Origin of the sequence: Echinimonas agarilytica (genome assembly GCF_023703465.1) — a bacterium.
Lineage (GTDB): Bacteria > Pseudomonadota > Gammaproteobacteria > Enterobacterales > Neiellaceae > Echinimonas > Echinimonas agarilytica.
Window position 1 is genome coordinate 285,646 of record NZ_JAMQGP010000003.1, and the last position, 25,331, is coordinate 310,976.

18 protein-coding genes are annotated in these 25,331 nt (G+C 45.6%); 12 read left to right on the top strand and 6 right to left on the bottom strand.

What is annotated here, in order from left to right; genetic code table 11:
- Positions 1-183: 183 nt before the first annotated feature.
- From NAF29_RS08565 to NAF29_RS08585, 5 genes are all read left to right on the top strand, one after another.
- Positions 184-1,026, top strand: coding sequence for a DUF4437 domain-containing protein (locus NAF29_RS08565; RefSeq protein WP_251261154.1), 843 nt, complete (start codon positions 184-186; stop codon positions 1,024-1,026).
- A gap of 207 nt (positions 1,027-1,233) precedes the next feature.
- Positions 1,234-2,292, top strand: a complete 1,059-nt coding sequence (locus NAF29_RS08570) for an XdhC family protein (protein WP_251261155.1) — start codon at positions 1,234-1,236, stop codon at positions 2,290-2,292.
- A 1-nt stretch (position 2,293) separates the two neighbouring features.
- Complete coding sequence (locus tag NAF29_RS08575; RefSeq protein ID WP_251261156.1) at positions 2,294-2,887, top strand: nucleotidyltransferase family protein; 594 nt, start codon at positions 2,294-2,296, stop codon at positions 2,885-2,887.
- A complete protein-coding gene (locus NAF29_RS08580) occupies positions 2,881-3,345 on the top strand; it encodes a (2Fe-2S)-binding protein (RefSeq protein WP_251261157.1) in 465 nt (154 codons plus the stop codon). Before NAF29_RS08575 ends, NAF29_RS08580 begins: the two co-directional genes overlap by 7 nt.
- A gap of 10 nt (positions 3,346-3,355) precedes the next feature.
- Positions 3,356-5,614, top strand: a complete 2,259-nt coding sequence (locus NAF29_RS08585; protein WP_251261158.1) for a xanthine dehydrogenase family protein molybdopterin-binding subunit — start codon at positions 3,356-3,358, stop codon at positions 5,612-5,614.
- Positions 5,615-5,744: 130 nt separating this feature from the next.
- Here NAF29_RS08585 and NAF29_RS08590 read toward each other — a convergent pair whose 3' ends face one another.
- The 3 genes from NAF29_RS08590 to NAF29_RS08600 form a co-directional block, all read right to left on the bottom strand.
- On the bottom strand, positions 5,745-7,670 hold the full coding sequence (locus tag NAF29_RS08590) for a CRTAC1 family protein (RefSeq protein WP_251261159.1): 1,926 nt from the start codon (positions 7,668-7,670) through the stop codon (positions 5,745-5,747).
- A gap of 160 nt (positions 7,671-7,830) precedes the next feature.
- Positions 7,831-9,036 carry a sugar efflux transporter gene (locus NAF29_RS08595; protein WP_251261160.1) on the bottom strand — a complete coding sequence of 402 codons (1,206 nt, stop codon included), beginning with the start codon at positions 9,034-9,036 and terminating at the stop codon, positions 7,831-7,833.
- Positions 9,037-9,249: 213 nt separating this feature from the next.
- Positions 9,250-11,640 (bottom strand): fatty acid cis/trans isomerase, encoded by a 2,391-nt coding sequence (locus NAF29_RS08600; RefSeq protein ID WP_251261161.1) that lies wholly within the window; start codon positions 11,638-11,640, stop codon positions 9,250-9,252.
- A gap of 218 nt (positions 11,641-11,858) precedes the next feature.
- Between NAF29_RS08600 and NAF29_RS08605 the strand changes: the two genes are divergently transcribed.
- The 3 genes from NAF29_RS08605 to NAF29_RS08615 all read left to right on the top strand — a co-directional run bounded on the left by NAF29_RS08605 (position 11,859) and on the right by NAF29_RS08615 (position 15,867).
- On the top strand, positions 11,859-13,034 hold the full coding sequence (locus NAF29_RS08605) for a hypothetical protein (protein WP_251261162.1): 1,176 nt from the start codon (positions 11,859-11,861) through the stop codon (positions 13,032-13,034).
- Positions 13,035-13,269: 235 nt separating this feature from the next.
- Positions 13,270-15,465, top strand: coding sequence for a M3 family metallopeptidase (locus NAF29_RS08610; protein ID WP_251261163.1), 2,196 nt, complete (start codon positions 13,270-13,272; stop codon positions 15,463-15,465).
- A 156-nt stretch (positions 15,466-15,621) separates the two neighbouring features.
- On the top strand, positions 15,622-15,867 hold the full coding sequence (locus NAF29_RS08615; protein WP_251261164.1) for a DUF3820 family protein: 246 nt from the start codon (positions 15,622-15,624) through the stop codon (positions 15,865-15,867).
- A 5-nt stretch (positions 15,868-15,872) separates the two neighbouring features.
- Here the strand turns inward: NAF29_RS08615 and NAF29_RS08620 are convergent, their stop codons facing one another.
- Both NAF29_RS08620 and NAF29_RS08625 read right to left on the bottom strand, forming a co-directional pair.
- Positions 15,873-17,276: an ATP-binding cassette domain-containing protein gene (locus NAF29_RS08620; RefSeq protein ID WP_251261165.1), complete on the bottom strand. Its 1,404-nt coding sequence runs from the start codon at positions 17,274-17,276 to the stop codon at positions 15,873-15,875.
- 98 nt (positions 17,277-17,374) lie between these two features.
- The gene (locus NAF29_RS08625) at positions 17,375-20,296 is read right to left on the bottom strand and encodes an EAL domain-containing protein (protein ID WP_251261166.1); all 2,922 of its coding nucleotides are present in this window, start codon (positions 20,294-20,296) and stop codon (positions 17,375-17,377) included.
- Positions 20,297-20,468: 172 nt separating this feature from the next.
- Between NAF29_RS08625 and NAF29_RS08630 the strand changes: the two genes are divergently transcribed.
- Positions 20,469-20,888, top strand: coding sequence for a hypothetical protein (locus NAF29_RS08630; protein ID WP_251261167.1), 420 nt, complete (start codon positions 20,469-20,471; stop codon positions 20,886-20,888).
- Positions 20,889-20,940: 52 nt separating this feature from the next.
- Here NAF29_RS08630 and NAF29_RS08635 read toward each other — a convergent pair whose 3' ends face one another.
- Positions 20,941-21,876: a choice-of-anchor A family protein gene (locus NAF29_RS08635; RefSeq protein ID WP_251261168.1), complete on the bottom strand. Its 936-nt coding sequence runs from the start codon at positions 21,874-21,876 to the stop codon at positions 20,941-20,943.
- A gap of 461 nt (positions 21,877-22,337) precedes the next feature.
- On the opposite strand from NAF29_RS08635, the gene NAF29_RS08640 reads away from it, so the two are divergent.
- Genes NAF29_RS08640 through napA form a run of 3 tightly spaced genes read left to right on the top strand, consistent with a single transcriptional unit; the run spans position 22,338 to position 25,329 of the window.
- Positions 22,338-22,490 carry a TIGR02808 family protein gene (locus NAF29_RS08640; protein WP_251261169.1) on the top strand — a complete coding sequence of 51 codons (153 nt, stop codon included), beginning with the start codon at positions 22,338-22,340 and terminating at the stop codon, positions 22,488-22,490.
- Positions 22,487-22,810, top strand: coding sequence for a chaperone NapD (locus NAF29_RS08645; protein ID WP_251261170.1), 324 nt, complete (start codon positions 22,487-22,489; stop codon positions 22,808-22,810). The genes NAF29_RS08640 and NAF29_RS08645 overlap by 4 nt, the downstream gene beginning before the upstream one ends.
- Positions 22,807-25,329 (top strand): nitrate reductase catalytic subunit NapA, encoded by a 2,523-nt coding sequence (gene napA / locus NAF29_RS08650; protein ID WP_251261171.1) that lies wholly within the window; start codon positions 22,807-22,809, stop codon positions 25,327-25,329. Before NAF29_RS08645 ends, napA begins: the two co-directional genes overlap by 4 nt.
- Positions 25,330-25,331 lie beyond the last annotated feature (2 nt).

Consider the following 25,331-nt stretch of genomic DNA (forward strand, 5'->3'; position numbering starts at 1 on the left):
ATCTTAATGTGTTTAGAAAGGTTATCGGTATTGGTAAGTGGTGCTTGGCTTTGAAATGACTCATTGTTCAAGTGGCGTGTTGGCTTAGCCCTTTAGTATACTTAGATCATTGTATGCTGCTCTTAGTCCGACTAGAGTTTGATGATTGTTTGAGTCAATTTAATTAAAAGGTATATTCAGTCCATGAAATCATTCAATGTGTCGGCTGTTGGTGTGTTGATGAGTGGAATTGCCCTCAGTGCTCCCACAATTGCAGAAGTGACCAATACTGTGGTGCTTGCGTCTGATATCGAGTGGGGGAAACTTAACCCTGCACGGGGTGACAAAAGTCCCAAAGCTGCAAATTTATGGGGTGACCGAAAAGCAGACGTTGCGACCGGGTTTCTGGTTGAGTTTGAAGATGGATTCTCATCGCCTCCTCATATTCACAATGTGACTTATCGGGGCGTGGTGATTAGCGGAACGGTTCACAATGATGATCCGCAAGCGGCGCATACTTGGATGCCTGCGGGTTCCTTTTGGACACAAGTGGTGGGTGAGTCGCACATTACTGCGGCAAAAGGAAAGCGAAACCTGACCTACATTGAAATTGACAGCGGCCCTTATTTAGTTCGCCCGTTGGAACAAGCATTCGAGACTTCTGAGCGCTCGATTAATATCGACCAAACCAATCTTGTGTGGTTAAGCGCGGCTGATACACTTTGGATCAACAGCCAATCGTCAAAGCTGCCACCTGCCCAATTGCCTCATATCTCTTTTCTTTGGGGGAATCCTGAGAATAGCGAACCCAATGGCACATTCTTGAAACTCCCCGCACAAACATCCGGACAACTTCACAGCAGCGGTAAAATTCGAGCAGTGCTCATTCAAGGCAAACTTAATTATGCCGGCTCTGATGCCGTGCTTGAGCCGGGAAGCTTATTTAGCGCTGATGGTGCATCAGTGCATAAAATTTCGACGACTGGTCAAAGCGACGTTGTTATTTATGTGCGCACAGAAGGGCAATATCAATACAAGGTGGATTAGTCACTTGGGGTTCCAATGATGCGATAAATGACTGATTATCAAGTTCTAAGATAGCTTTATTTAAGTAAAGTGTTGACACAGATCAAAGACCAAGCTAGTAATAGTGTGATTCATAAACATATGATGAATGAAGTTATTGACCATACTGTTGTCGTTAATTGCACTATGTTTAAACATCCAGATTGAGCTTGCTTAAAAATAAAAACTATGAGTAATCAGTTCAGTGATTTATTAACTCGTTGGTACCCCAAACGCGATGAACTCGAATGGGTTTTGGGCACTATTATTGGTACCCAAGGCTCAGCTTATCGCAAAGCGGGTGCCATGCTATTGATGAATAGCTTGGGGCAATATGACGGATTGCTCAGTGGTGGCTGCTTAGAAAGCGACATTATGCGCCAAGCGCAACGCGTGATGGACTCAGGCGAGAGTCATATCATTGTGTATGACATGCAGCATGATGACGATCTTGGTTGGCAACTTGGCATTGGTTGCGGTGGAACGGTAGAAATTTTATTGCAGCCCTTGCATGCCGGTAACGACTATCAAGGTTTGGCGCAACTTCATCAATTATTGGGTCGTCACCAAGACGCATACTTGGTGGTTGATAAATTTGGGGAATCCCATAATAAGCTATTTGACCATGAGAACTTGGCCGCTCAATACATTCAAAATATCTGTCAAACTCCAGTAGATATCACACGTCAGTCAAAGCAGCTGGTGGCCGGACGTTATTGGGTGTTTCAACAAACCTGTGCCCCTCAAATTGCTGTTTTTGGTGCTGGGGCTGATGCTCGTCCATTAGTCTCGTTGGCTGCCACCTTAGGTTGGCACGTACATTTAGTTGATTCTCGCAGTGGCTACGCCAGACCAGCCTATTTCCCACTGGCTCGGCATATCTACCATCAGGCATTTGATGCACTTCAGGAAGAGCCCTTTTTACAGCACATCGATGCGGCTGTTGTGATGGGGCACAGTATTGGCTTTGATGCTGCAGCCATAGCGTTGCTGCAACACAGCCCTGTGCAATATGTGGGTTTATTGGGACCAAGCCATCGCAAAAACAAAGTATTGCAGGCCTGCGATGTGGACGAGTTTAAACGTCCCATTGCAGGGCCTATTGGTTTGAATCTAGGAGGGGAGTTGCCCGAATCGATCGCGCTTTCCATATTGGCCGAAATTCACGCGCATTTGTTCAAATCGGATGCGCGCTCGCTTTCCAATATGCTGATCAAAAATAATCGCACATCTCAGGGAGTTGCGTAGCGTGTCGTACGCCATTGTATTGCTCGCCGCTGGGCGCGGCTCTCGGTTTCAGTCAATTAAACAACTGGCGATGCTAAACGAGCAATTGCTGGTTAATCGACAGCTTGGATTTTATTGTCGATTTCAGCGCCCGCTATATCTTGTTCTAGGTGCCTATCAAGCGCAAATAGAGGCGCAAATTGAACCGAAATATTTGTCGGATATTACGATTGTTTCAAACCCTGATTGGGCGTTAGGAATGGGGCATTCGATCTCACAGGCGATGGCTTATATCACAACCCATAGCAACTACTCTCATGCGCTCATTGCTTTGTTGGATCAGCCTTGTATTACGCAAGCCGATATTGAGTTGTTGATGGCGCAAAGTCATCGCGAACCCGATTCCATTATTAGTGCAGGGTATGCCGAACAAACGGGTGTTCCTGCTATTTTTCCCGCACAACAGTTTCATGCCTTGCAGTCACTTCAAGGTGACGTAGGCGCAAAAAAAATCATTCATAAAAGTCATCACAAACGGATTGTCGATATGCCCAATGCCGCATTCGATATTGATACACAGCAGCAACTGAACGAAATAAGGAATTCTTTATGTTAACCATCAAGGTCAATGATCAACAACACGAGGTTGATGTAGAGCCGGAGACCCCTTTGCTTTGGGTGATTCGGGATGTACTGCAAATGACAGGTACCAAGTTTGGCTGCGGTAAAGGCTTATGTGGTGCATGCACGGTGCACTTTAATGGAAATCCTGTGCGCTCATGCTCGCTGCCCGTGGAAGCCGCGGTAGGCGCCAACATTACTACGATTGAAGGGGTTGAAGAGAACCTGATTGTTGCGCCAAGTGCCAAAGCCGTGAAACAAGCATGGGTGGCAGAAAATGTGCCGCAGTGTGGCTATTGTCAATCGGGACAGATCATGTCGGCTATTGCGCTGGTGAAATCCAACCCCCATCCGTCTGATGACGACATTGATACCGCAATGAGCGGAAACTTATGCCGCTGCGGTACATATCAGCGCATTAAAAAAGCCATTAAAACGGCGGCTAAGGCATAGGAGCAAGATCATGGATATCAAGTTATCGTCACCAGTTGAAAATGTCAGCCGTCGTCGTTTTTTAAAAGCGCTTGGGGTGACGTCCGGCGGTTTTGTACTAGGTGGAGTGGTGCCTTTGTCAGCACCCGCTTGGGCAGATGAGTCCGCTGCTGCAAATCAACTTAATTTGTTCATTAGTATTAACACCAACAACCAGGTTGATATCGTCTGCCACCGCTCAGAAATGGGGCAAGGTGTGCGCACAAGTGTACCGCAAGTCATTGCCGATGAGCTGGATGCTGACTGGGATTTGGTGAATGTGGTTCAGGGAATGGCGAACGATGCATATGGAAGCCAAAATACCGACGGATCCACATCGATTCGAAATGCTTATATGCGCTTACGCCAACTTGGAGCTTCAGCACGAACCATGCTGGAGCAAGCTGCTGCGCAAGTGTGGAAGGTTCCAGTAGAGCAATGTAAATCAGACTTTCACAAAGTGGTGAATGTGAAGACTGGACAGTCACTCAGCTATGGCGAGTTGGCACCTGTCGCTGCTGGAATAAAACCGCCCGAAACGAACACCGTTAGTCTCAAGGAAAAGTCTGAATTTCGTTATATCGGCAAAGGCTTAGCCAGTGTAGATTTGCCCGATGTTGTGAATGGCACCACTGAATTTGGTCAAGATATTCAAATTCCGGGGATGGTGATTGCGAGTATAGAGCGTTGTCCGGTCTTTGGTGGCACCATGAAGACCTTTGATGCAGCTGCGGCTAAGAAAGTGAAGGGAGTGCTCGATGTAATCACCATCAAAGCAACGCCGGGCGCGCCTGTGTTTCATGCACTTGGCGGGGTGGCTGTGCTGGCGTCAAATACTTATGCTGCGCACAAAGGTCGCGAGAAGCTCAACATTGAATGGGATTTGGGGCCGAATGTGTCCCACAATTCTGATGAATATCTGCAGCAACGCATTGATGCGGTGAATCAACCCGCTAAGCCGGTTCGTTTTGCTGGCGATGTAAAGCAAGCCTTTGCTGATAGTGACAAACAGGTAGCGGCCACGTATACAGTGCCTTATCTTGTTCATGCACCGATGGAACCGCCGGCCGCCACCGCCATGATGCATACTGATGGCAGTTGCGAGATTTGGGCTTGCACTCAAGCGCCTCAAGGTGTTCGTGATCATGCCGCCAAAGCCCTTGGGCTGAAAAAAGAACAAGTCAGAGTACATGTGACTTTGTTGGGTGGGGCGTTTGGTCGCAAAGCCAAAGCTGATTTTGCCGTGGAAGCAGCCCTATTAGCTCAGGCCTCCGGCAAGCCTGTAAAAGTGGTTTGGTCGCGTGAAGATGATATTCAACACAGCTACTATCATGCGATTAGTGCTCAGCACTACGAAGCAGCACTCGATGACAAAGATGCACTCAGCGCTTGGGTAGGGCGCACCAGCTTTCCAACCATTGCCTCTACATTTAACCTCAAACAAAAAGAGCCAATGTCGTTTGAACAAGGAGGCGGATTTGCCGATGTTCCCTTTGCAGTTGAGAACATTAGTTGTGAAGTGACGCCAGTAGACAGCCATGTTCGGATTGGTTGGATGCGATCCGTGGCGAATATTCACCACGGATTTGGTGTGGGTAGTTTTGTGGACGAGATTGCAGCTGCGAAGCAGCAAGATCCAAAACAATGCTGGATTGAACTCCTTGGCAATCATTCAAATGTAGATTTAAACCAAGGTGATTATAAAAACCCGAATTATGGTGCATCGGCGGCTGATCATCCAATTGATACAGCTCGCTACAAAAATGTCATTGAGCTGGCGTGCGGCAAAGCTGGTTGGGGCAAGAAGCTACCGGCCGGAGAAGGGTTAGGTTTGTCAGTTCATCGCTCGTTTCTCGCGTATGTGGCTGTAGTGAGTCATGTTAAAGTGGAAGGCAAGAAGCTCACGGTGAAGCATATGTATTGCGCCGCTGACTCAGGCACAATTGCCAACCTTGATCGGGTCGAATCACAAATGGAAGGAGCGATGATCTTTGGCTTGAGTATTGCTCTGATGAGTGAGATATCGACCAAAAATGGGGCCATTGAACAGTCAAACTTCAATGATTACATGGTGGTTCGAATGAATCAGTCTCCCGACATCGACGTACAAATTGTGCAAAGCGATGCTTTACCTGCTGGGGTGGGAGAGCCGGGTGTACCTCCTGTTGCAGCAAGTATTGCAAATGCTGTGTATGCGGCAACGGGTAAGCGCTATCGAGACTTGCCTTTGAACAAGGCGTTTCGTGTTTAGTACTGGCTGATATTAACATAAAAGCATTACGGTAAGCTTTACTGCGTGAGAGTTTGTTTTCTCATGTCCTATCTAGCCCCGCACAAAACCGCTGAACATAGTTGGTTTTGTGCGGGTTCTTCAAACGGTTTTACGGTTGTGGATTGGGCGTGCCAAATACGTGTATTTTATTTGCATCAACGCCCGTCAATTGTGCCGTTGTTCCATCTCTCCAACGTACCTGAATGCGCTCAATTTTTGTGTCGTGGCCGAGTCCAAAATGAGCCATGTTTAACGTGCTTTGAGAGTGCGTAGCGCTGCCCGAACCAATGCGTTTGAATTGGCTGCCGCTTTTGGTGGTTACCTTTACCTCGGCACCAATGGGGTCAACGCCATTGCGAGAGTATCCAATGTGAGCGTGTACATATGAGTGCGTGTTAGACGAGCCTAAGTTGCGATACAAGCGCCATTTGCCATCATCGTCATCACCGCTAAATATGTCTAAATCGCCGTCTTGGTTGTAGTCGAAGGCTGCTCCCATATCGCCGTGTCCGCCATCAGATAATACATTCGCTTGATGGTCTAGGCGCTGGCTGAACATTTCACTCCCTTCGTTCACTATCAGCACGTCTGCAATGCGTGTTTTGAGTTCTCCAAATCGATAGATAAAGAAGTCTTGGAATGTGTCGTTGTTAAAATCTCCAGTGATCACGCCCCAATTATTATCGCCACTGAGAGCGGGTAACTTGGTTGAGATATCAGTGAATGTATCGCCGTCATTGCGCAGTAATAGATCCTGAACACCCAAATGTTGAGGCTCCCAGTCGGGAGTGACAGACGTTAAGCCAGTAACCGAAGCACGAATATCCCACGCTAGATTGCCATTAAGTTTCCATTCCATGCGCCATTTACCATTCCCCAAATAGCCCAAATACCAGCCGTTTTCTTGGACGGAGTCGGGGAAGCCTAAGGCTTCTTGTTGAGTCACAGTCACGCTGCTAGTTGGGGTGTCTAATGCAACTTTGTTCTTCCCTAAGAAAACCGGAAAAGTCACTTTGATATTCCGTGGCCAGTGCCAAAAATCACTCAGTACGACATCGCCTTCTGCGTCAAAACTAATGCCGTCATGACTTTTGTTGCCTTCGTCTCTAAGATCTAATCGAGTCGTTTGAGGGTTAAATGAGACCGCATTGTTGGCGATTTGATAATAGGTTTTGCCGCGAGCGACGTAATAGTCCAGATCACCGTCATTATCAATGTCGGCTTCGGCTACAGCCGAGATGAAATCGTCATCTTCAAAGCCTTTAGGTAAGCGCGATTGAGTCACATCCGTGAAGGTGAAATCATTATTCCCCTGTAGAAACTGAAGTGGCGAAAAAGCCACTAAATCAGGAATATGATCGCCATTGAAATCACTGACCAACACCTTTTCTGCATCGAGCTGATCAAACACCGCGCTGCTGCGATAGGTGAAGGTTCCATCCCCAAGGTTTTCAAACAATAAGTTACGAGGACCCGTTTCACTTTGAAGCTGAGCTGCATTGATTTGTAGTAAATCTAAGTCGCCATCAGAGTCGAGGTCAATCCAACGAGCAGAGCGCCCTCGAGCTCCCATTTCTGCGATGCCGGATGACTGCGTGACGTCTTTGAATTCACCGTTGTTGTTTTGAATAAAGCGAGGCGGCTTTGGATTTGCACCATTTCCTCCGCCCATAGCAATAATGATATCGCCATCGCCATCATTGTCGTAATCACCAGCGGCAATACCGTGCAAGTCCCATTGGGCAATGGCTTCGTGGTGTTCGGTATAGGTATTATCGGCCTTGGCCCAAAATAACTGAGCGGGAACTCTATCGTGGTTTCCGAGCATCAATTCATAGCGACCATCCCCGTTCAGGTCGGCTATTGCTGGGCCGCCATACTTCCATGAGGGGCTCGAACGAATTCCTACTTCTTCAGTGACATCACTAAACAGGATCGGCACATTTTTTGGGGATGCTTTCGAGTCTTTTGCAAAAGAGCATCCGTTTTGCAATAACGCGAGGGGGATGAGTAATACTAGAGTTTTTAGTTTCATCAGAGGTAGACACTTAAATGGGGTCGTTGATGAAGCGCATCCAGCGCTCAACAAAACGAGAAATAAGTAGTACTTCTATGATGCAGAGATTTGAATAAATGACAATTGATGATCGTTAACAATATTAACTGGATCGTGTTAAGTGCCAAATTCCCTTGATTTACCCGCGAATCTCATCGGTTTCAATATGAGTCTGAGGCTGCGACTTTTTCAAATGCCAATAAAGAATGAGGCATACAGATGCCATAAACGCGGTTGTAAACGCACCTAAGCTGACATGCCTAAAACTCAAAAATTGACCGATGATGCCGGTGCCGGTCGTACCGATCATCATGCCAATTTTGATTGAATTGGAATAGAAGGCAGAGGTAAACCCAATGCGCTCGGGTAACTCTTCTTGCAATAATGTGAGGCCAACACCAGCAAATAAGCCATAAAATAATGCATTCACAAACTGTAGTGCAATGAACTGCCAAACTTGGGTGGAGAAAAATATACCCGTGTAAAAAAACATCCCACAAATAAAAGAGATACCAATCAATTTAGTCTTGCTGATGCGACGAGACAGTCGACTGGAAAAGAGCATTACTGGAATCTCTAAGCAAGCCACCAGCCCCATGAATAACCCCGGTGTGTAGTTGTCAAAACCAAGCTCTCGAATGGTGTACAACGGCAACGAAGATGAATACAAAATATTCCCTGATGCGCCTAATGTGAGTGCAAGGCCTAACATCCAAAATGAAGCGCTGATTTTATTGGGGGTAGCGGCTTTTGAACGATTTAAACAAGTGTCTACTTCAGGTATAAAGCGATATGCAAATAAGAAGGAAACCACCGCACATATTGCAGCAAGGTAAAATGAACCACTAAAACCAACACTGGCAGCCAGAGCGAAGCCTAGCGGAGGGCCAACAATCCAAGCCAAAGAGATGGCAGCCCTTAAACTGGCATTGAAACCCGCAATATCAACATTTTTTTCGCGTTCGGCCCATTGTCGGGCAATGGTTAACATTTGAGGTACTGCTGCATTACCAACCGACAAAAGCACTATTCCAGCCGCCAAAACCTGCCAAAATGACGTTGCATTGGCATAGATCAACAGCGCGAATCCCATTCCCGACACGGCCAACATAAACATCTTTCGAGCGCTCACACCTCGGTCTGCCAAATAGCCTAACCATTGACTAAAAATAAGGCCTGCAATGGTGACTGAAACAGTATAAATACCAATGAAAATTGGGGGGCTATCCAATTGCTGTACTAAAAATAAGCTCATTAATGGGTACACAAATGAACCGATTAAACCGGTTAATGTGCTGAGTACTAAAAATAACCCACGTGCATCTTTGAGACCGCTAAACAACATGATGGTGTGACAACTTAATTGGAAAAAGAGACGAGCTCTTGTTGAAGAGCTTTTGAAGGCGCGGGGTATTATAAAAGCTTATGCGCAAACATCTAGTGAAAGCCAGCATTTATTCACGCCATTTTGCGTCAATAAATACGCCGGGTAGCACCTTAGAGCCGATTCATGACGCGAATGCAAGAATACGGCACTAAGGTAAAAGTGAAGATTGGTTTAGCGATTTTGCAGGCGATTAAAATCGAATAAACCAGCTTCAATAGGTTGGTTTATTCGATATTGCTGATGTAATTGGTCGCTAAACTGCCAGAAATCAGATGTGGTTCGTCTGACCCCATAGCGGTCCAATAATCGACGGTAATCGTCTTCAGATTTTATATGCATCGCTTCAATCGCAAGCTCCGGCAGTTGGCTTTCTTTGACCCGCCAAAATGCACTTGGATAGCTACCCACTAAACCTCGAGTGAGCGTGAGATTGTCATTTTTGTGGTCTCGATTCGACGCTTCAGAAAACAAGCTCGATACATTCTTATGGGCACTATTGCGCAACAGTGAGAAGAGTTCTAGACGGCTTGAACTGTTGCTGTGCGCTGAGTCGGGCTCCACTGCGATGAATGTGACTTCAGGAAAAATAGATGCAGATTGGCCGTTAATGGAACCGATCAAATGCAGCGCTTGTTTGGCTTTATTTGATAATGCAGACGCGTCGATGGTATAGCGAACGGACTGAACATTTGCCAACCTTTGTTTGAGTAAGGCGTATAACTCAAGCTTGGGCGTGTTGGTGACAAAGTTAATACCAGAAGGCTGATCAAACTGATTGATGTCGCCTTGGATGAATTCTGTCAGATTTTGATTGGCACCTTGGTACCAGTTTTTCAGTTCTGCGTGCCTTACATCCGTGGGCAGCAATGACAAAAAGTTTGATTCACCTTCCATGCGTAAAAAGTCCATGTACATGCGTGTCATCAGCTGGTGGCCAAAATTACCGTACACGTCAAACCCTGCCACTAACAAATAATGAATGCGCTCGAGTAACGAGTAGTCAATCACCCAGGCGGTTTTAGGTGGCTCGCCCACTAGACCTTGAGTGACCGTTGAGCTATCGAAATGACGAAAAACAGTGAGTGTTGCATTGGGGTTAGTGCCGTTGCCGTCCCAAACTAGCTCTGTGGTGAGGTGAGCACCATTGGCAAGCTCATTGGCTAAAAACTTGTTTTTGGCTCTTAAGAATCGTCCTTGTTTCTTTGCATAAGAAATCCAATTGATCACAGGCAAAGCATTACTTTGCTTTTCTGCGGGCAAGGTTAAATTTTTAGCTTGCGATGCGTAAAAATTCTTAAGCGCAGTATTTTTAACTAATTCAGGATCAACAAAGAATACCCAAAAGTGATCATTAATCACGTTTAAAGCAAGTTGCCCCCGACAAACGGGGCCTTTAATAAAGCCCATGATGGTATTTTGGGCTTCCTCAATCATGAATTTGTAACGAGCATAAACCGGCAATTGCGCAAAAGATGTAAGGGGATCGGCTGCTTCTTTGGGATCGTAACTGGGCAGTGATATCACTTCGTAATCAGCGTTGATAAACAGTTCATTGATGGAAGCTAACTTGGCATCGTTGAGCGCATATGGCATGTGCGTTTTGTCCACGATGGTGCTTTGCACTTGTACAAGCCGATAGAAAAAAGTTGATGTGTTGGGATCGTCAAATGGGCGGCGTGAAGCGATTTCTATTGCTTTTTCACCCGGCGGGGTGGTGGAGCGAATGAGGCGGAAAAAGTGGGGGTGCTTTTGGTCATCAAAATATAAATGAGATAAGAATAAATGCTCGTAGATGTAACGGCTGCTGAGTTGATGTTTTAAGCTGGATTGGTTGAAGAATTGTTCCCATTTTTCAACATTTGCTAATTCTGTCGCAGACGGTGCAAATGCTTCACTCATAGGCGCGCCACTGCGCACCCAATCCATCATGATGTTGTACTCTGAATCAGACAATTTAGGCAAGCCGTATGGCATTCCCCATAATGGGTAATTGGTTTCATACGCTGTCATTTCTTCAATGGAGGCACATTGCTGATTACGATCCAGTGAAAAGTCCCAACTGTCGTCCAAAATGGTATGCCCGGGCAAAGGGTTTTTTTGCTTGAGTTCCAGCATTCGTGCCAACACGCTGACTTGGGTATTGGCAACCGGTGTTTGAATGCGTTCGTTTAGCACGGCATTAAAACCTCGATTTCTCCATTCCTCAGTGTCTACGGCATCGATAAACAGACGCGAAGGTGCAGATGCTAGCAGACGAGTGCCTTGGTAGACCTTTTCTTTGCTTGCGCCTCGGTCAATTCCCTGAGGCGACGACATTTTGAATTGGCATGGGGCGTCATAACAGGCATGGCACACCACACAACGACTTTCGATCACGGGTTTGACAGTGTTGTGATAGGTCATCGCTTGAGGTGCTAAAGCGTCGCTGATGCGATGCTGAGCAGATGGCGCCCCATAGAGTTGGTTGAGACTATAACCGGCGTATGTCGCACAACCCGATAGCAAGACTATCAGCGTAATCAATAGTTTTGGCGAAGTGCGTAACATGTATATTTTTATCATTAAAAAGTCATTTAACTCGATATCGTACTCTAAAAGAGTAAGGGCAGTTTTGATCCTTAATTTTAACAGCGTTTTGGGCAGTGTTCTTCATTGGTTTTGAGTCAATGTGTTCGAGACGTAAAATTATTGCTGCGAAGTCCAATAAATGATGTAAATGAATTGAGACTTATCAATGGCTTTGAGATGCTTACCGTTTGACGGTGAAGACGGAACATACAATGCGTTGGCGATTCAGAGTTTTGTTAGTGGGTACGCTATTATTCGGGCTTACAGGCTGTTTTTCAAACGAGCAACAAGTCGGCACCATTGGCGCTAAAATGACCAGTGGAGATGTACTCGCCCCCAGTGATGCCTTTGTTGGGTTTTATGACTCCAATTTGTATTTAGTGTCAGCAAAGTTTGAACGTTACTCTGAAGAAATTGATCGCTACATCGAACCGGTCATGCAAGGCAAACGCCCAACTCGATTACCGGCAGAGATGCGCCAACATCCATACGCTCCTGCGCTTATCTCTGCCGCTGATAAATACTATCAATCTAAGACTAAGTTTGTGGCCAAACATCAATACGATATCACGGCGTTCCAGCACTCCATCGCGAAATCGTTAGCTCAAACTAAGCGAGAGTTAAAAGCAGCACAAGCGCAACTCAAAGTGCACCATGAAGCCTTAATTCCTGAGCTGGATGCGTTTGAGCAAATCTCATTGGCTATTTTCAAAACGGAAGAACAAATTAATATTCTGCAAGCTGAGTCAGAGCAAGTTGAATCCCCCCAACTGAAGGCTGAAATTGATACCCTCACCGCCAAGCTAGGTAGTCCTTTTAACTTAGAAAGTAGTGAATTTCGATTAAAGCAGCTCCGCCCTTCAAGTTTTGAAGAAGGCAGCCTATATGCCAAAGCCTATGCGGCAAAAGTGGCCATTTATGATCGTGCGCGCAAGGTAGGAATTACTGACTTATCTGATCTTGAAATTCGCCTGAATAAAAGTGAACAAGCTGCTGAACACTTTCAGCGTCAGTTGGAATTCGGTTATCTGCCAGAAGAAGAGCAAATTTACTTTGAACAACAGCAGCAAAAAATGATTGATGAACTCTTATTGTCTGCTGATAGGGCGCGTCAGCGGTTGCTGTATGTGCTGATGCACAACCACTTGATTAAGAGTGTTTCGGTTGACAAAGCAGGGCATTTTGAAATTGTTGAAGACGCTCGCTTTCTCGTTGCCAAAGCATCGCTTCAAGGTCATACACAACAGCAAATGTGGTTTGTGAATATGTCACATCACAAAGACTCTGAAGCGCTCATGTTACATCAACGTAATTCACTGGATGGAGGCTACTCCACTGTACTTGAAAAAATTAACAAACTGGCATTTTTGAAAGCCCAAGATGACTAAATCATCCAGCAATGGTGAAACACCGGCCCGTTCAAGCTGTTTTTCGCCATTGCATTGATATCGAACATACATCTTTACATCATCGTTTTGCTTTTCCTTCCTTCGCGTCTTGAAACTATTTTATAGGCTGATACTTTGACTGTGTTATCGCTACAGCAAACTCATAATTGTTGAGCGTTCTTATGCAATAAATTTAACACTACAAATTTAAACGACTTAAAAACCGAGGACAGTCATGCCTAAAAGGATTATCACGTTGGCTTGTGCATCTGTTTTAACCGCGCTTGTGGGATGCGGAGAAACAACTGAAAGCACAGCAACAACCGAATCAAAAGCTCCGATGCAATCTCAGCCTGAAGCCCCCCAAAAAAAATCAGCAAATACCCTGCTTGCCGATTGGGCTGGGCCGTATCAAGGCGTTCCAGCATTCGATAAAATGGCCTTATCTGACCTGAAAGCTGCGCTAGAAACCGCAATGGCGGAAGGCTTGGTGAATATCGAAGCGATAGCCAACAACCCAGCGCCTGCCAGTTTTGACAATACCATTGCTGCATTAGAGGGATCCACGCAAACGCTCGATCGCGTATTTACCTATTACTACATCTGGATGGCGAATAATTCGTCTGAAGAATACCGAAGCATTCAAGGCGAAATGGTGCCGGCCCTTTCGGCATTTAGCTCGCAAATTACCCAGAATAAAGCGTTATTTAATCGCATTGAAACGGTCTTTAAAAATCCGTCTTTTAAAGATTTACGTGCGGACCAACAACGTTTGACGCAAATCGTATATGGCAACTTTGCTCGCAATGGTTCCACGCTTGAAGGTGAGGCAAAAGACCGTTATGCCGAAATAGAAACACGTCTAGCCGAACTCTATACAAAATTTAGTAACAATGTGCTGCACGATGAACAAAACTATGTGATCTATTTAGATGAAAGCCAGCTTTCGGGTTTGCCTAAATCGTTTGTTTCTGCGGCCAAAGCTGCTGCGGAAACGAAAGGAGAAAATGGCAAATATGCGGTGTCGAATACGCGCTCATCCATGGACCCATTTTTAACCTACTCGGAAGAGCGAGCGTTGCGTGAACAAGTTTGGCGCAGCTACTACAGCCGTGGTGACAATGGCGATGAATATGATAACAATGCCATTATTGCTGAAATTCTAAAGTTACGTGAAGAACGCGTTCAATTGCTTGGCTATGATAATTATGCGCAGTGGCGTTTAGAAGACCGTATGGCCGGAAGCCCAGACAATGCAATGGCGTTGCTTGAGTCGGTATGGCCGGCCGCAATTGCGCGTGTGAACGAAGAAGTGGCCGACATGCAAGCCATTGCAGACGCAGAAAGTTCTGAGAAAATCACGATCGAGCCTTGGGATTATCGTTTTTATGCCGAAAAAGTTCGCAAAGCCAAGTATGACCTTGACTCCAATGAAGTGAAGCAATATTTGCAGTTAGATAAGCTGCGCGAAGCCATGTTTTATGTAGCAGGCCGTTTATTTAACTTTGAGTTTACGCCAATTACCGATGGTTCAGTGCCGGTGTTTCATGAAGATGTGAACGTGTGGGAAGTGACCGACAAAACCACGAAACAACACATTGGTTTATGGTACCTCGACCCCTTCGCGCGCGAAGGAAAACGCTCTGGCGCTTGGGCCACCACCTATCGCCAATTCAGTGACTATGACGGCGTGACAAATGTATTGGCATCGAACAATTCAAATTTTGTAAAAGGCGCAGCTGGAGCTCCGGTACTTGTATCGTGGGATGATGCTGAAACCTTCTTCCATGAATTTGGGCATGCATTGCACTACCTCAGTTCAAGCGTTTCATATCCGTCATTGAGTGGCGGAGTGCGAGATTACACCGAGTTTCAGTCGCAGCTGCTGGAGCGTTGGCTGATGACCGACGAGGTGATCAATCAGTTCTTAACGCACGTTGATACGGGCAAGCCAATGCCTGCTGAATTGCTGGCAAAAATAAAGAATGCAGCAACCTTTAACGAAGGTTTTGCCACGACCGAGTATTTAGCGTCTGCCATCATTGATTTGAAACTGCACATGGTAGAAGCCGCCGATATCGATCCCGATGCTTTTGAGCGTGACACGCTAACACAAATGGGTATGCCCAAAGAGTTAGTCATGCGTCATCGCACACCTCATTTTGGTCATGTGTTCTCTGGTGAAGGGTATTCAGCGGGTTACTACGGCTATATGTGGGCCGAGGTGCTGACCTCAGATGCAGCCGCAGCCTTTGATGAATCTGAAGGTGGCTATTACGATCCTGTGATGGCTGATAAGCTCGTGAAGCACTTGTTCCAAGTGCAGAACTCGGTTGACCCAGCGGAAGCTTATCGAGCGTTTAGAGGTCGCGATGCCAATGTTGAAGCTTTGATGCGAGACCGTGGATTTCCGATTAATTCGGAACAGTAATTTCGGGTAAGTTTATCGGGCGCAAAGTCTGTGTCTGATAAACCCATTAAACTCAAAGCCTCGCCGGTGTGCGGGGTTTTTTTATGAACCAATAATGGGCTAGGCCAAGCTAAAAGCAATTGTTATGATGAGGCTTATTCACAGGATTTTCACGCAATGCTCGACAACACCAACACGCTTAAAAAGCTAGTCACGGCACGCATGCCATTTGGTAAATACAAAGGGCGACTACTGTTTGATTTACCGGCAGCCTATTTGATCTGGTTTGAAAAAACAGGGTTCCCCAGCGGAGCCATTGGCGAGCAGTTGGTATTGATGTACCAGCTAAAAATGGACGGTAATGGCGACATCTTAAGGCAACTACACAAGCAGTTGTCAGCGCATTCAGCGCAAGCCGATTAATAGGGTTAGGGCGCTAGCGACAGCACTTGGCAATGCGCATGCAAACCCGGCTCATCACGATGACTCACGTATAACAGTTGGCTGACTTGAGCCTCTATAATTCGATTAATGGCTGTCAGTACCAATTGTGCGTTACTTTCATCCAAGCCTTGCAGCGGCTCATCTAAAATGAGCAATAGTGGACTTTTAACCAAGGCTCTTATAATCAGAACTAAGCGTTGTTGACCATAACTTAAACCGTGAAACGGTTGATTGGCTAGCTCGGCAATACCAAACCAATCGAGCCAATTTTTGGCGTGATTTTTATGACATTGGCTGATCTCACGGTACACGCCTACAGAGTCGAAATAGCCTGAAATAACAGCGGTGATCACATTCACTTTAACGCGGTAATTAAGCTGCAATTCCGCATTGACTAAACCTATTCTGCGTTTGATGTCCCAAATGGTCTCTCCATTTCCTCGCTGCATACCAAATTGGCGTATCCAATTGCTGTAACATTGCGGATGATCGCCACATATAAGCTTTAGCAACGTTGTTTTTCCAGAGCCGTTGGGCCCAATCACACGCCAATTTTCGCCTTGTTCGATACGCCAGTTTAAATCTTTGAAGACTTGATTGTTGCCATAACTAACTTGGCCAGAGCGAATTTCGAATATGGGTTCATTTATAGCAAGCGTATCAAATTGTTCCAGTGGAGTAGGGCAAGGACTTGATTGATGCGCTGTGGTGAGGCTCTGCCACAAACAACTTGCGAGTACACTTTGTTTGTCTGCCGCTAGGGCTAATTTTCCTGTCTCGAACACTGCAATATGTTCAAGCCAATGGGGGATATCTGAGGGGCGGTCAGACACATATATTAATTGCACTCCAGATCGGCTCAACTGCTGAAGCAACGAATCAACATATTGCGTGGCATTGATATCAAGGCCTTCATATGGATCATGTAGAAGCAGCGTGTTGGGGCGTTTTAGTAAAGCCCTGGCGAGAATCAACTTACGAGTTTCTCCGGTTGATAAGGACCTAAAACCATGATGTATCAACGCGGATAACCCGAGCTTTTCTGCGAGCCCTTCGCACTTGTTTTGTTCATTGGTTACTTCTTGCATGAGTGCAAGTACGCTTCGGCCGTTATCAATTTCGTCGATTAAATCGCTTTCGTCCTCTTTAATTTCTCGTTCTACCAAACGTTGTTGCTCTGCAAAACTAACCACAGATACCGGGCCATTCATACCCGTTAAAGAGCCCTGCATGTCGAGATGCCCAGCCAGCAGCTCCAAAAGCAACTCTTTGCCACTGTTGTTGCGGCCTGTGACTGCCCAGCTATAGCCGGACAAATTCCAATCGGTAACAGTAATAGAGTGGCGAACATGACGGTTTGGTAGAGAAATAACAGAAGATAAGTACATAACGTAGCGCTGTTTAATGGCTATTGAACAGCATTGTACTCGCTCATATTAAGAAGTGGAGTGCCCCTTTGGTATATTTCACAAAATACCCCGCTCTTTTACTTTGACCGAGACGAGTCGGGCTGATTGAGTGGCGTGGTGTAGCGATGCGTCCATTCAATAAATTCAACGGCTGGCATGGGTTTCGCGAAGTGATACCCCTGATATATATCGCATTTCAATGCTTCAAGAGCATCTACTTGTTGAGCTGTTTCTACGCCTTCTGCAACCACATCAAGTTTCATCTGATGACTCATAGAAATCATGGTGCTGGCAAGTGAAGATGTTGCGTTTGTTTCGAGTTCATCGACGAATAATTTGTCGATTTTGAGAATATCCAGAGGGAGTTGCTGCAAATAGGCTAGAGAGGAGTAACCTGTTCCAAAATCATCCAGCGCGATCTTAAGGCCAAATGTACGGAGTTGCTTCAACTTGTTTACCGTATCACCAATGTCGCTTAAAAGGCCTGTTTCGGTTAATTCAATGCAGAAATATGAAATGGGCAAGTTGCTGCGTTTGATGCGCTCGGTGGTGCGTTCTACAAAACCAGGTAAGGCAAACTGCCATGCTGATACGTTAATGGATAAGTGACCATCAAATTGGTTGTTATTGTGCCAAACAGTAAGTTGCTCAATGCATCGTTCGAAGACCCAATCTCCGAGCTTATGAATCAGACCTGATTGCTCTGCAATGGGCACAAATACAGCCGGTGATATTGGACCTTGTGGTGAATTAGGCCAGCGAACCAGAGCTTCGGCTCCAAACAGTTTACCGTTTGCATTGACTTGAGGTTGATAGTGCACCTCAAGCTCGTTGTTAGTAATGGCCTGTTTCAGGAGTGTTTGTATGATGAGGTTATTTTTGGCTTCAGATTCGAGAGAATCTTCGTATTCATAAAAACTACCCCGAACGTTATCTTTAGCGTGATACAAAGCAAGTTCCGACTGACGAATCGCCGCAAGTGAGCTTTGTGTGTGCTGAGATAACTGGACGATACCAATAGTCGCCGACACATCAACCACATGCTCACCAATGCTAATCGGTTGATGAAATGCGCGGAGGACTTCGTGGGCTAGCTCCACGGCTGTTTGTGACGTATTCATCGATATAAACAACAATTCATCTCCGCCATACCTAGAAATGAAAACGCTGGGCGGAAAAAGTTCACGCATCTTAATGCTAATGGCATTAATGATCTGATCGCCGGTACTGTGGCCCAATTCATCATTGATCATTTTGAAGTGATCAATGTTGGCATTCAGTAGCGTAGCTGTTTGCGGCGTGCTGCGAATAGTTTTGAGCAATGATGCTAGGTGTTCGTTGGCCCGCGCTCGGTTGGGAAGGCCGGTTAAATGGTCTTCATAAGCCATTCTATTCATGCGGGTTTCAGCTGTCTGACGCTGAATCTCGGCGGATGCACGAGCTGCCAGAATGTTTAAAATATGAATGAGATGGGGCGTTTCAACAATAGGTTTGATATCCAGTATCGTGAGAATGCCAATAATCTCAGATTCTTTGTCGAACAAGGGAACACCCACATAGCTTTCTATATTCAGTTCTCTCAAGGTGGCGTCTTCTGGGAACGCGGCTTGAATGCCCTGAGCAAAATGGCATTCTCGATCGGTGATCACTTTAAGACTTGGTGTTCCATTGAGATCGTAAGTGACATTACGAGTGATTTTGCCATTCACCATCAATGACACGGTTTCAATCTGCTGTTTGTTGCTTGTGATTTTCCCTACAAATGCCGCACTTGCGCCCACTAAAGCTGATAAATGGCTGACCAAACCATCGAAAAAACTCGAATCAGAGCTATAAGATACGCTGCGTGCTAAATGTTCGAATGCTTGTTGGCTAAAGTACTCTTCGGTGACATCTCTTGAATAGATTACAATCAAATCGATTTCGTTGTTTAAATCGACTGTTGTATATATATCAAACTCAAGTGTGATATTGCTGGGTAAATACTGATTGATAGTGTTGGGGAGTTTGTTCGACTTTATGGGCGGTAGTGTTAAATGACCCATGGCTGATATTGCGTGCGGGCGCAAATTAAAGCCACCGTAGGTCACTGCTAGTTCATTCAACAAATTGATGTTGGATTGGTCGAGTCGCCCGCCCCAAAAATCAATTCCAGCCTGATTCATAGACGTTACAGTGCCACCATTCTCACAAATTACAATGGCATTTGGCGATTGCTCAACGACTTGAACCAATTGGTTTGAGCGGGTTTTATGAGCGCTACTGCGGCGAAGCTCTTGATCTAATTTGAGTGATGTAATGCCCAGTTTACGATTATTTGAACGCCGCTCTGCGGCCTGCGAGATACTCGCTTGAATCATCAACAAAATACAGGCAAAACCGGATAGATAGAAGAAATCGAGATGCCCCGACTCAATGAGTATCGCGCTTACCAATGCCACAAGTAATAAGCTCGCAACGCAGGCTATGTAGGTGGTTGCCCGAGAGTGTTTAATAAGGTGTTTAAATTGCAACGATACCCAAACCAGCACCGCAAAACAAATTACATACTGAATATAAGAAATGGGGCTGATGTTTCCTTTGAGAACAGAGACTTCCTTGCCCCAAATGGTGAAGGTTCTTAGGCCTTCTAAAGTCTCATACCGCAAACCAAAAGGCATTATAAAGTTGAATGGCATGAGAGCGAGTAATAGCAGCACCACAACGTAGGGCATGCGAGGGTAACGAGTTTGCTGGCAACACGCTGCTGTATAGGCACAAAACAGCGGTATGCAAATTTGTAAAAATAAGTTCTGAAAACGTAGGGCTAAAACTGAGCCTTCGATGTCTGGGGAGACAAAGTATTGTAGTGTGAAATATTGGTAGAATCCTACGCAAATGGCGAGCGCGGCGAACCAGAGTTTGTCTGAGTTACGACGGTTTAATGCCGCAAAAGAGAGTGCATTAAACGCGGCGTAAAGAATAAAGCCGATGGAGATGTAAAAAACCAGTTCAATCAAATCATGCAATCCATAATGGCGGTAGACTTTCTATTTATGTGTGTTGGCGAGCACCTACAACTTCCTTTCTTAGTAAAGCACATGATTGGATCGTGGTCTGGGAATATGGATCACATACAATGAAGAAAATCAGTCTAATATGAATAGAATACGATCAATTTGAGAAGGTGCGATGGATTTTTCAGAACAACAAATGCGAGAACAGATCAAATTCATGTCGGGCATCGACATTGGGCTTTTCTCGAAGGATGAAATCGGAAACCTTCGTTGGGAGAATGTTCAATTTGAAGTTGAGTATGAAAGAAACGTGACAGCAAAAGGTCACTTTTCTGTCAAAAAAGCGAATGTCATCCACTTTAGTGTAGAAATCTATTGTGCTGAATATGACTTTACCTTTTATATTGATCAACAAACAAATGCTCAATCAGTAGGGGTTCTTATGGATGATCGTTTTGAAGTGAGGCCAATTTCAAATCAAGGGCGATTGAGTTGTATTCAGGTTAAGTGTGAAGATGGACGAGCCTTTGAGATGGTTAAAAATGGCGACTTGAACGTCGTGGACCATCTCAGGCCATTACCCAATTGGAAGTAGGCGAACTCGAGGTTAAATAACTCGTGTTCGCTTATTTCAGATGCGAGCCTACTTAGGCTGGGCGCAGCGTTCGTTGATTCGTTCTTAATGCCAACAGGCCCAACGCAATTAAGATCAGCGAAGATGGGTTTGGAATCTGCGTTGTTGGTGGCTTCGGTGGTTGTGGTCCTCGATATACCGGCGTGTGGAATTGCTGAGAACCTTGGAAGGTTTTAACGGCCACGGAGCCATCAAATTGTGAGCCACCCGACACTGACGCAAATGGTGCTAAAACTGCACCCACCATTTGTGCGTTGCCAAAATCAATGGTTTCAGCTTCAAAGAAGTTCCAAATGATTTTACTCCAATCAAAATGATTACCGTTATTAAAACCATCAAGTGGTTTTTGATTTCCAAATTCAATATTTTTGCCAGAAACATTGATGACAATGTTTTCAGCATTGCCTGCATCTAGGTTAAGATCTAGATTGCTGTTGAGGTACAAGCCACTGTCAAAGTCAAACACTGCTGTATCGTCTACACCTGAGTACTCGAACAATACTTTGCTGCTGACCACACCGACGGTGCCATTTGCAGACAAAGAGTTGTAGCTGCTTGTTGCTGCAAATAGTTCATCTGCAACAGCTTTTATCGACATGCTGGGGTCGTAGTAAACCTCACCACCGCCGTTTCTATTTATATGCGCAGCGTTGTTGGTACCGCCGTAAATTAGATTTGTGCCATTTTCTAATGTGATGCCCACATTCCCAATATTGCCGACCACTTCTAGAGAAGTTCCGCCCGAAAGGCGTGATCCGAACCCCAAACTGTGATTTGAGTTGCTTGGATTAAGGTTGCCGCCTACGAGGGTTTTACCTTGCACGTGACCCGACAAATACTCCAAATCCTCTAAGACAATGAGGTTATAGGTGTCGAGCGGCAATGCCAAAACGCTGGCGCTAAAAAAGGTAGCGGCGCATACCAGTGACTTCATAATTCCGTGTCTCACGAATATCCCCAAAATTAGTTAAATCTTTGTTTTTATATTTCTTAATCTTTAAATAGCAAGAAACGTACCATCTGGAGTAAATGCTTTATTTTACAAGGTTGTATGATTTTATTGTGGTTTTCAATAATGCCGATGTGTAAATGTTCCTGACACTGATGGGGCATTGATTATGAACGAATTGGACTTTCACTCGTCAGTTTCAATGATGCGCTTCAAACAATCTGGCAATAAGCTGCATTCCTAATGCAATAATTGACGGTTGTCATAAAAATCGTTAATTCTTGCTTTATAAGTGGTTTATTGACGCTATTGGTGTGACGGTCAGCTTCAGAATGAACTAGACTTACTGACTTATTAATATTTTTTAAAATATAGCGGGAACAGAGCGTTTTTATGCGTGCTTGTTCGCTGCTAATAATAAATCCATAAGAGTTGCATAACGCAACCGCTGGAGAGCCACCATGAGTACTTTGGAATCCATTATTTGGCATATTCTCGGATATGCTGCGATGCCGATGATCTTTATTTTCGGATTTATCGGAGTCGCCCTCGTTTCACTTCTGTTTCTTCATCTACGCGGTGTAAAACCCGTTGAGGACGGCGAAACTTTATGAGCCTCTCCAGTATCCATACGGATGATTTGGTAGAGGAATCTGTTCACTTGTCGGGAGTGCTGGTTCGATGCATGCCCGAGCGAGTGGTAGACGTTTCTGCTCAAATCAATCAATTGAAAGGCGCGAGTGTGGACTCATTAAGCACCGATAATGCACTAATTGTCATTATCGAAGAGCTTGAGGACAGCATGAAACTCGCCGACCAAATGCACCACATTCAATTAATGTCTGGCGTAATTTCCGCCTCCATGATTTATCACCATAGCGACAAATATCTGGAACCTAGTTCGAGATCTGCTTCTGAGGAGACAGTGCAGTGAAACTGAATCGACGCGACTTTATTAAAACCCAAGCGGTTGCTGCGACAGCGGCAGCAGCAGGTATCAGCACGCCGATTTTGGCGAGCAATGTGACAACAGACTCAAGCACGAACACTGTGTCTTGGGAAAAAGCACCTTGCCGTTTTTGTGGTACCGGTTGTAGTGTTTTAGTCGGCACTCAGCATGGTAAGGTGGTTGCCACTCAAGGTGATCCCGAAGCCCCCGTGAACAAAGGCCTAAATTGCATTAAGGGTTACTTCTTATCAAAAGTAATGTACGGCACAGATCGCCTCACCACGCCATTATTACGTATGAAAAACGGCAAATATGATAAGAGTGGTGATTTTGCGCCAGTCAGCTGGGATCAAGCGTTTGATGTGATGGCTGACAAATTTAAAGTTTCTTTAAAGAAAGATCTCGAAGCCAATAAAGGTAAACCCGCTGATCAGTTGACTTCGTCAGTGGGTATGTTTGGCTCTGGCCAATGGACGGTTTGGGAAGGTTATGCCGCCTCCAAGCTCATGAAAGCAGGATTCCGATCCAATAACATCGACCCGAATGCACGTCACTGTATGGCTTCAGCGGTGGTCGGTTTTATGCGTACTTTTGGTATGGATGAACCGATGGGCTGTTATGACGACATCGAGCATGCCGACAGCTTCGTTTTATGGGGCTCGAATATGGCTGAAATGCATCCTATTTTGTGGTCACGTTTAGCCGACCGCCGACTCAGTCATCCGCATGTAAAAGTGCATGTGTTGAGTACCTTTGAGCATCGTAGTTTTGAACTGTCAGACAATGACATGATTTTCACGCCGCAAACTGATTTAGCGATTCTGAATTACATTGCCAATTACATTATTCAGAATAAAAAGGTCAATAAAGACTTTGTCAATAAGCACACTCAGTTCCGCCGAGGCGATACTGACATTGGTTATGGTTTGCGTCCTGAAAATCCATTGCAACAAGCGGCAGAAAACCCTGATTCAGGCGGCTCAAAGCCAATGAGTTTCGATGAATATGCAAAATTTGTTGCTGATTACGACGTTGAATCGGTGTCTAAGCTATCAGGGGTGCCTGCTGACCATCTTGAAAAGCTCGCCCAAGACTACGCTGATCCAAAAGTGAAAGTCACATCGTTTTGGACCATGGGCTTTAACCAACATACTCGTGGTGTTTGGGCCAACAACTTGGTGTACAACATCCATTTGTTAACCGGTAAAATATCAACACCGGGTAACAGTCCATTTTCGTTAACGGGTCAACCGTCTGCATGTGGTACCGCACGTGAAGTGGGAACCTTTGCTCACCGACTACCGGCCGACATGGTTGTGGCGAATCCAAAACACCGAGCAACCGCAGAAAAAATCTGGAATCTGCCAGAGGGTACCGTGCCCGGTAAGGTAGGTTATCACGCCGTATTGCAAGATCGCATGCTGAACGATGGCAAGCTCAATGCCTACTGGGTGATGTGCAACAACAACATGCAAGCAGGCCCCAATATTAACGAAGAACGCTTGCCGGGTTATCGCAACCCTAACAACTTCATTGTGTGTTCTGACCCATACCCAACAGCCACGGCACAAGCTGCAGACTTGATCCTCCCGACTGCAATGTGGGTAGAAAAAGAAGGTGCATACGGCAATGCCGAGCGTCGAACTCAGTTCTGGCATCAGCAAGTCAAATCACCTGAAGGTGCAAAGTCAGATTTGTGGCAGCTTATGGAGTTCTCCAAACGCTTCAAGGTCGAAGAAGTTTGGCCTGCCGACTTAATTGCCAAAGAGCCATCGTTGAAAGGTAAAACTTTGTATAACGTGTTGTTCGAGAATGGCAATGTCAATAAATTCCCAGTGGAAGAATGCACTGCTGAATTGAATGATGAATCACATGAATGTGGTTTCTATGTTCAAAAAGGTCTTTTTGAAGAGTACGCAGCATTTGGCCGAGGCCATGCACATGACTTAGCGCCATTTGAAACATATCACAACGAGCGTGGTTTACGGTGGCCTGTTGTTGATGGCGAAGAAACTCTGCGCCGCTACAAAGAAGGCAGCGATCCTTATGTGAAAGACGGAGCCGACTTTGAGTTCTATGGCAAACCCGACGGTAAGGCCATCATTTTTGCATTGCCGTTTGAACCTGCTGCGGAATCGCCAGACGATGAGTTTGACTTGTGGTTAAGCACAGGCCGAGTGTTAGAACACTGGCATACTGGCACCATGACCCGCCGTGTTCCAGAACTTTACAAAGCCGTGCCGGATGCAGTGATTTACATGCACCCAGACGACGCCAAGTCACGTGGATTACGCCGAGGCGAAGAAGCTCGCATTGTTTCTCGTCGTGGCGAAGTAAGAACACGAGTGGAAACGCGAGGCCGTAACAGACCGCCAAAAGGCCTCATTTTTATGCCGTTTTTTGATGCCAAGCAGTTGGTGAATAAAGTCACGCTAGATGCCACCGATCCGCTATCTAAGCAGACCGATTTCAAAAAATGTGCTGTTAAAGTGATCAAGGCTTAAGG

What these genes read in the sequence shown, in the direction of transcription:
- NAF29_RS08565 (WP_251261154.1), top strand. Translation starts at nt 184, where the DNA reads ATGAAATCATTCAATGTGTCGGCTGTTGGTGTGTTGATGAGTGGAATT.
- NAF29_RS08570 (WP_251261155.1), top strand. Translation starts at nt 1,234, where the DNA reads ATGAGTAATCAGTTCAGTGATTTATTAACTCGTTGGTACCCCAAACGC.
- NAF29_RS08580 (WP_251261157.1), top strand. Translation starts at nt 2,881, where the DNA reads ATGTTAACCATCAAGGTCAATGATCAACAACACGAGGTTGATGTAGAG.
- NAF29_RS08585 (WP_251261158.1), top strand. Translation starts at nt 3,356, where the DNA reads ATGGATATCAAGTTATCGTCACCAGTTGAAAATGTCAGCCGTCGTCGT.
- NAF29_RS08590 (WP_251261159.1), bottom strand. Translation starts at nt 7,670, where the DNA reads ATGAAACTAAAAACTCTAGTATTACTCATCCCCCTCGCGTTATTGCAA.
- NAF29_RS08595 (WP_251261160.1), bottom strand. Translation starts at nt 9,036, where the DNA reads ATGTTGTTTAGCGGTCTCAAAGATGCACGTGGGTTATTTTTAGTACTC.
- NAF29_RS08600 (WP_251261161.1), bottom strand. Translation starts at nt 11,640, where the DNA reads ATGATAAAAATATACATGTTACGCACTTCGCCAAAACTATTGATTACG.
- NAF29_RS08605 (WP_251261162.1), top strand. Translation starts at nt 11,859, where the DNA reads ATGCGTTGGCGATTCAGAGTTTTGTTAGTGGGTACGCTATTATTCGGG.
- NAF29_RS08610 (WP_251261163.1), top strand. Translation starts at nt 13,270, where the DNA reads ATGCCTAAAAGGATTATCACGTTGGCTTGTGCATCTGTTTTAACCGCG.
- NAF29_RS08615 (WP_251261164.1), top strand. Translation starts at nt 15,622, where the DNA reads ATGCTCGACAACACCAACACGCTTAAAAAGCTAGTCACGGCACGCATG.
- NAF29_RS08620 (WP_251261165.1), bottom strand. Translation starts at nt 17,276, where the DNA reads ATGTACTTATCTTCTGTTATTTCTCTACCAAACCGTCATGTTCGCCAC.
- NAF29_RS08630 (WP_251261167.1), top strand. Translation starts at nt 20,469, where the DNA reads ATGGATTTTTCAGAACAACAAATGCGAGAACAGATCAAATTCATGTCG.
- NAF29_RS08640 (WP_251261169.1), top strand. Translation starts at nt 22,338, where the DNA reads ATGAGTACTTTGGAATCCATTATTTGGCATATTCTCGGATATGCTGCG.
- NAF29_RS08645 (WP_251261170.1), top strand. Translation starts at nt 22,487, where the DNA reads ATGAGCCTCTCCAGTATCCATACGGATGATTTGGTAGAGGAATCTGTT.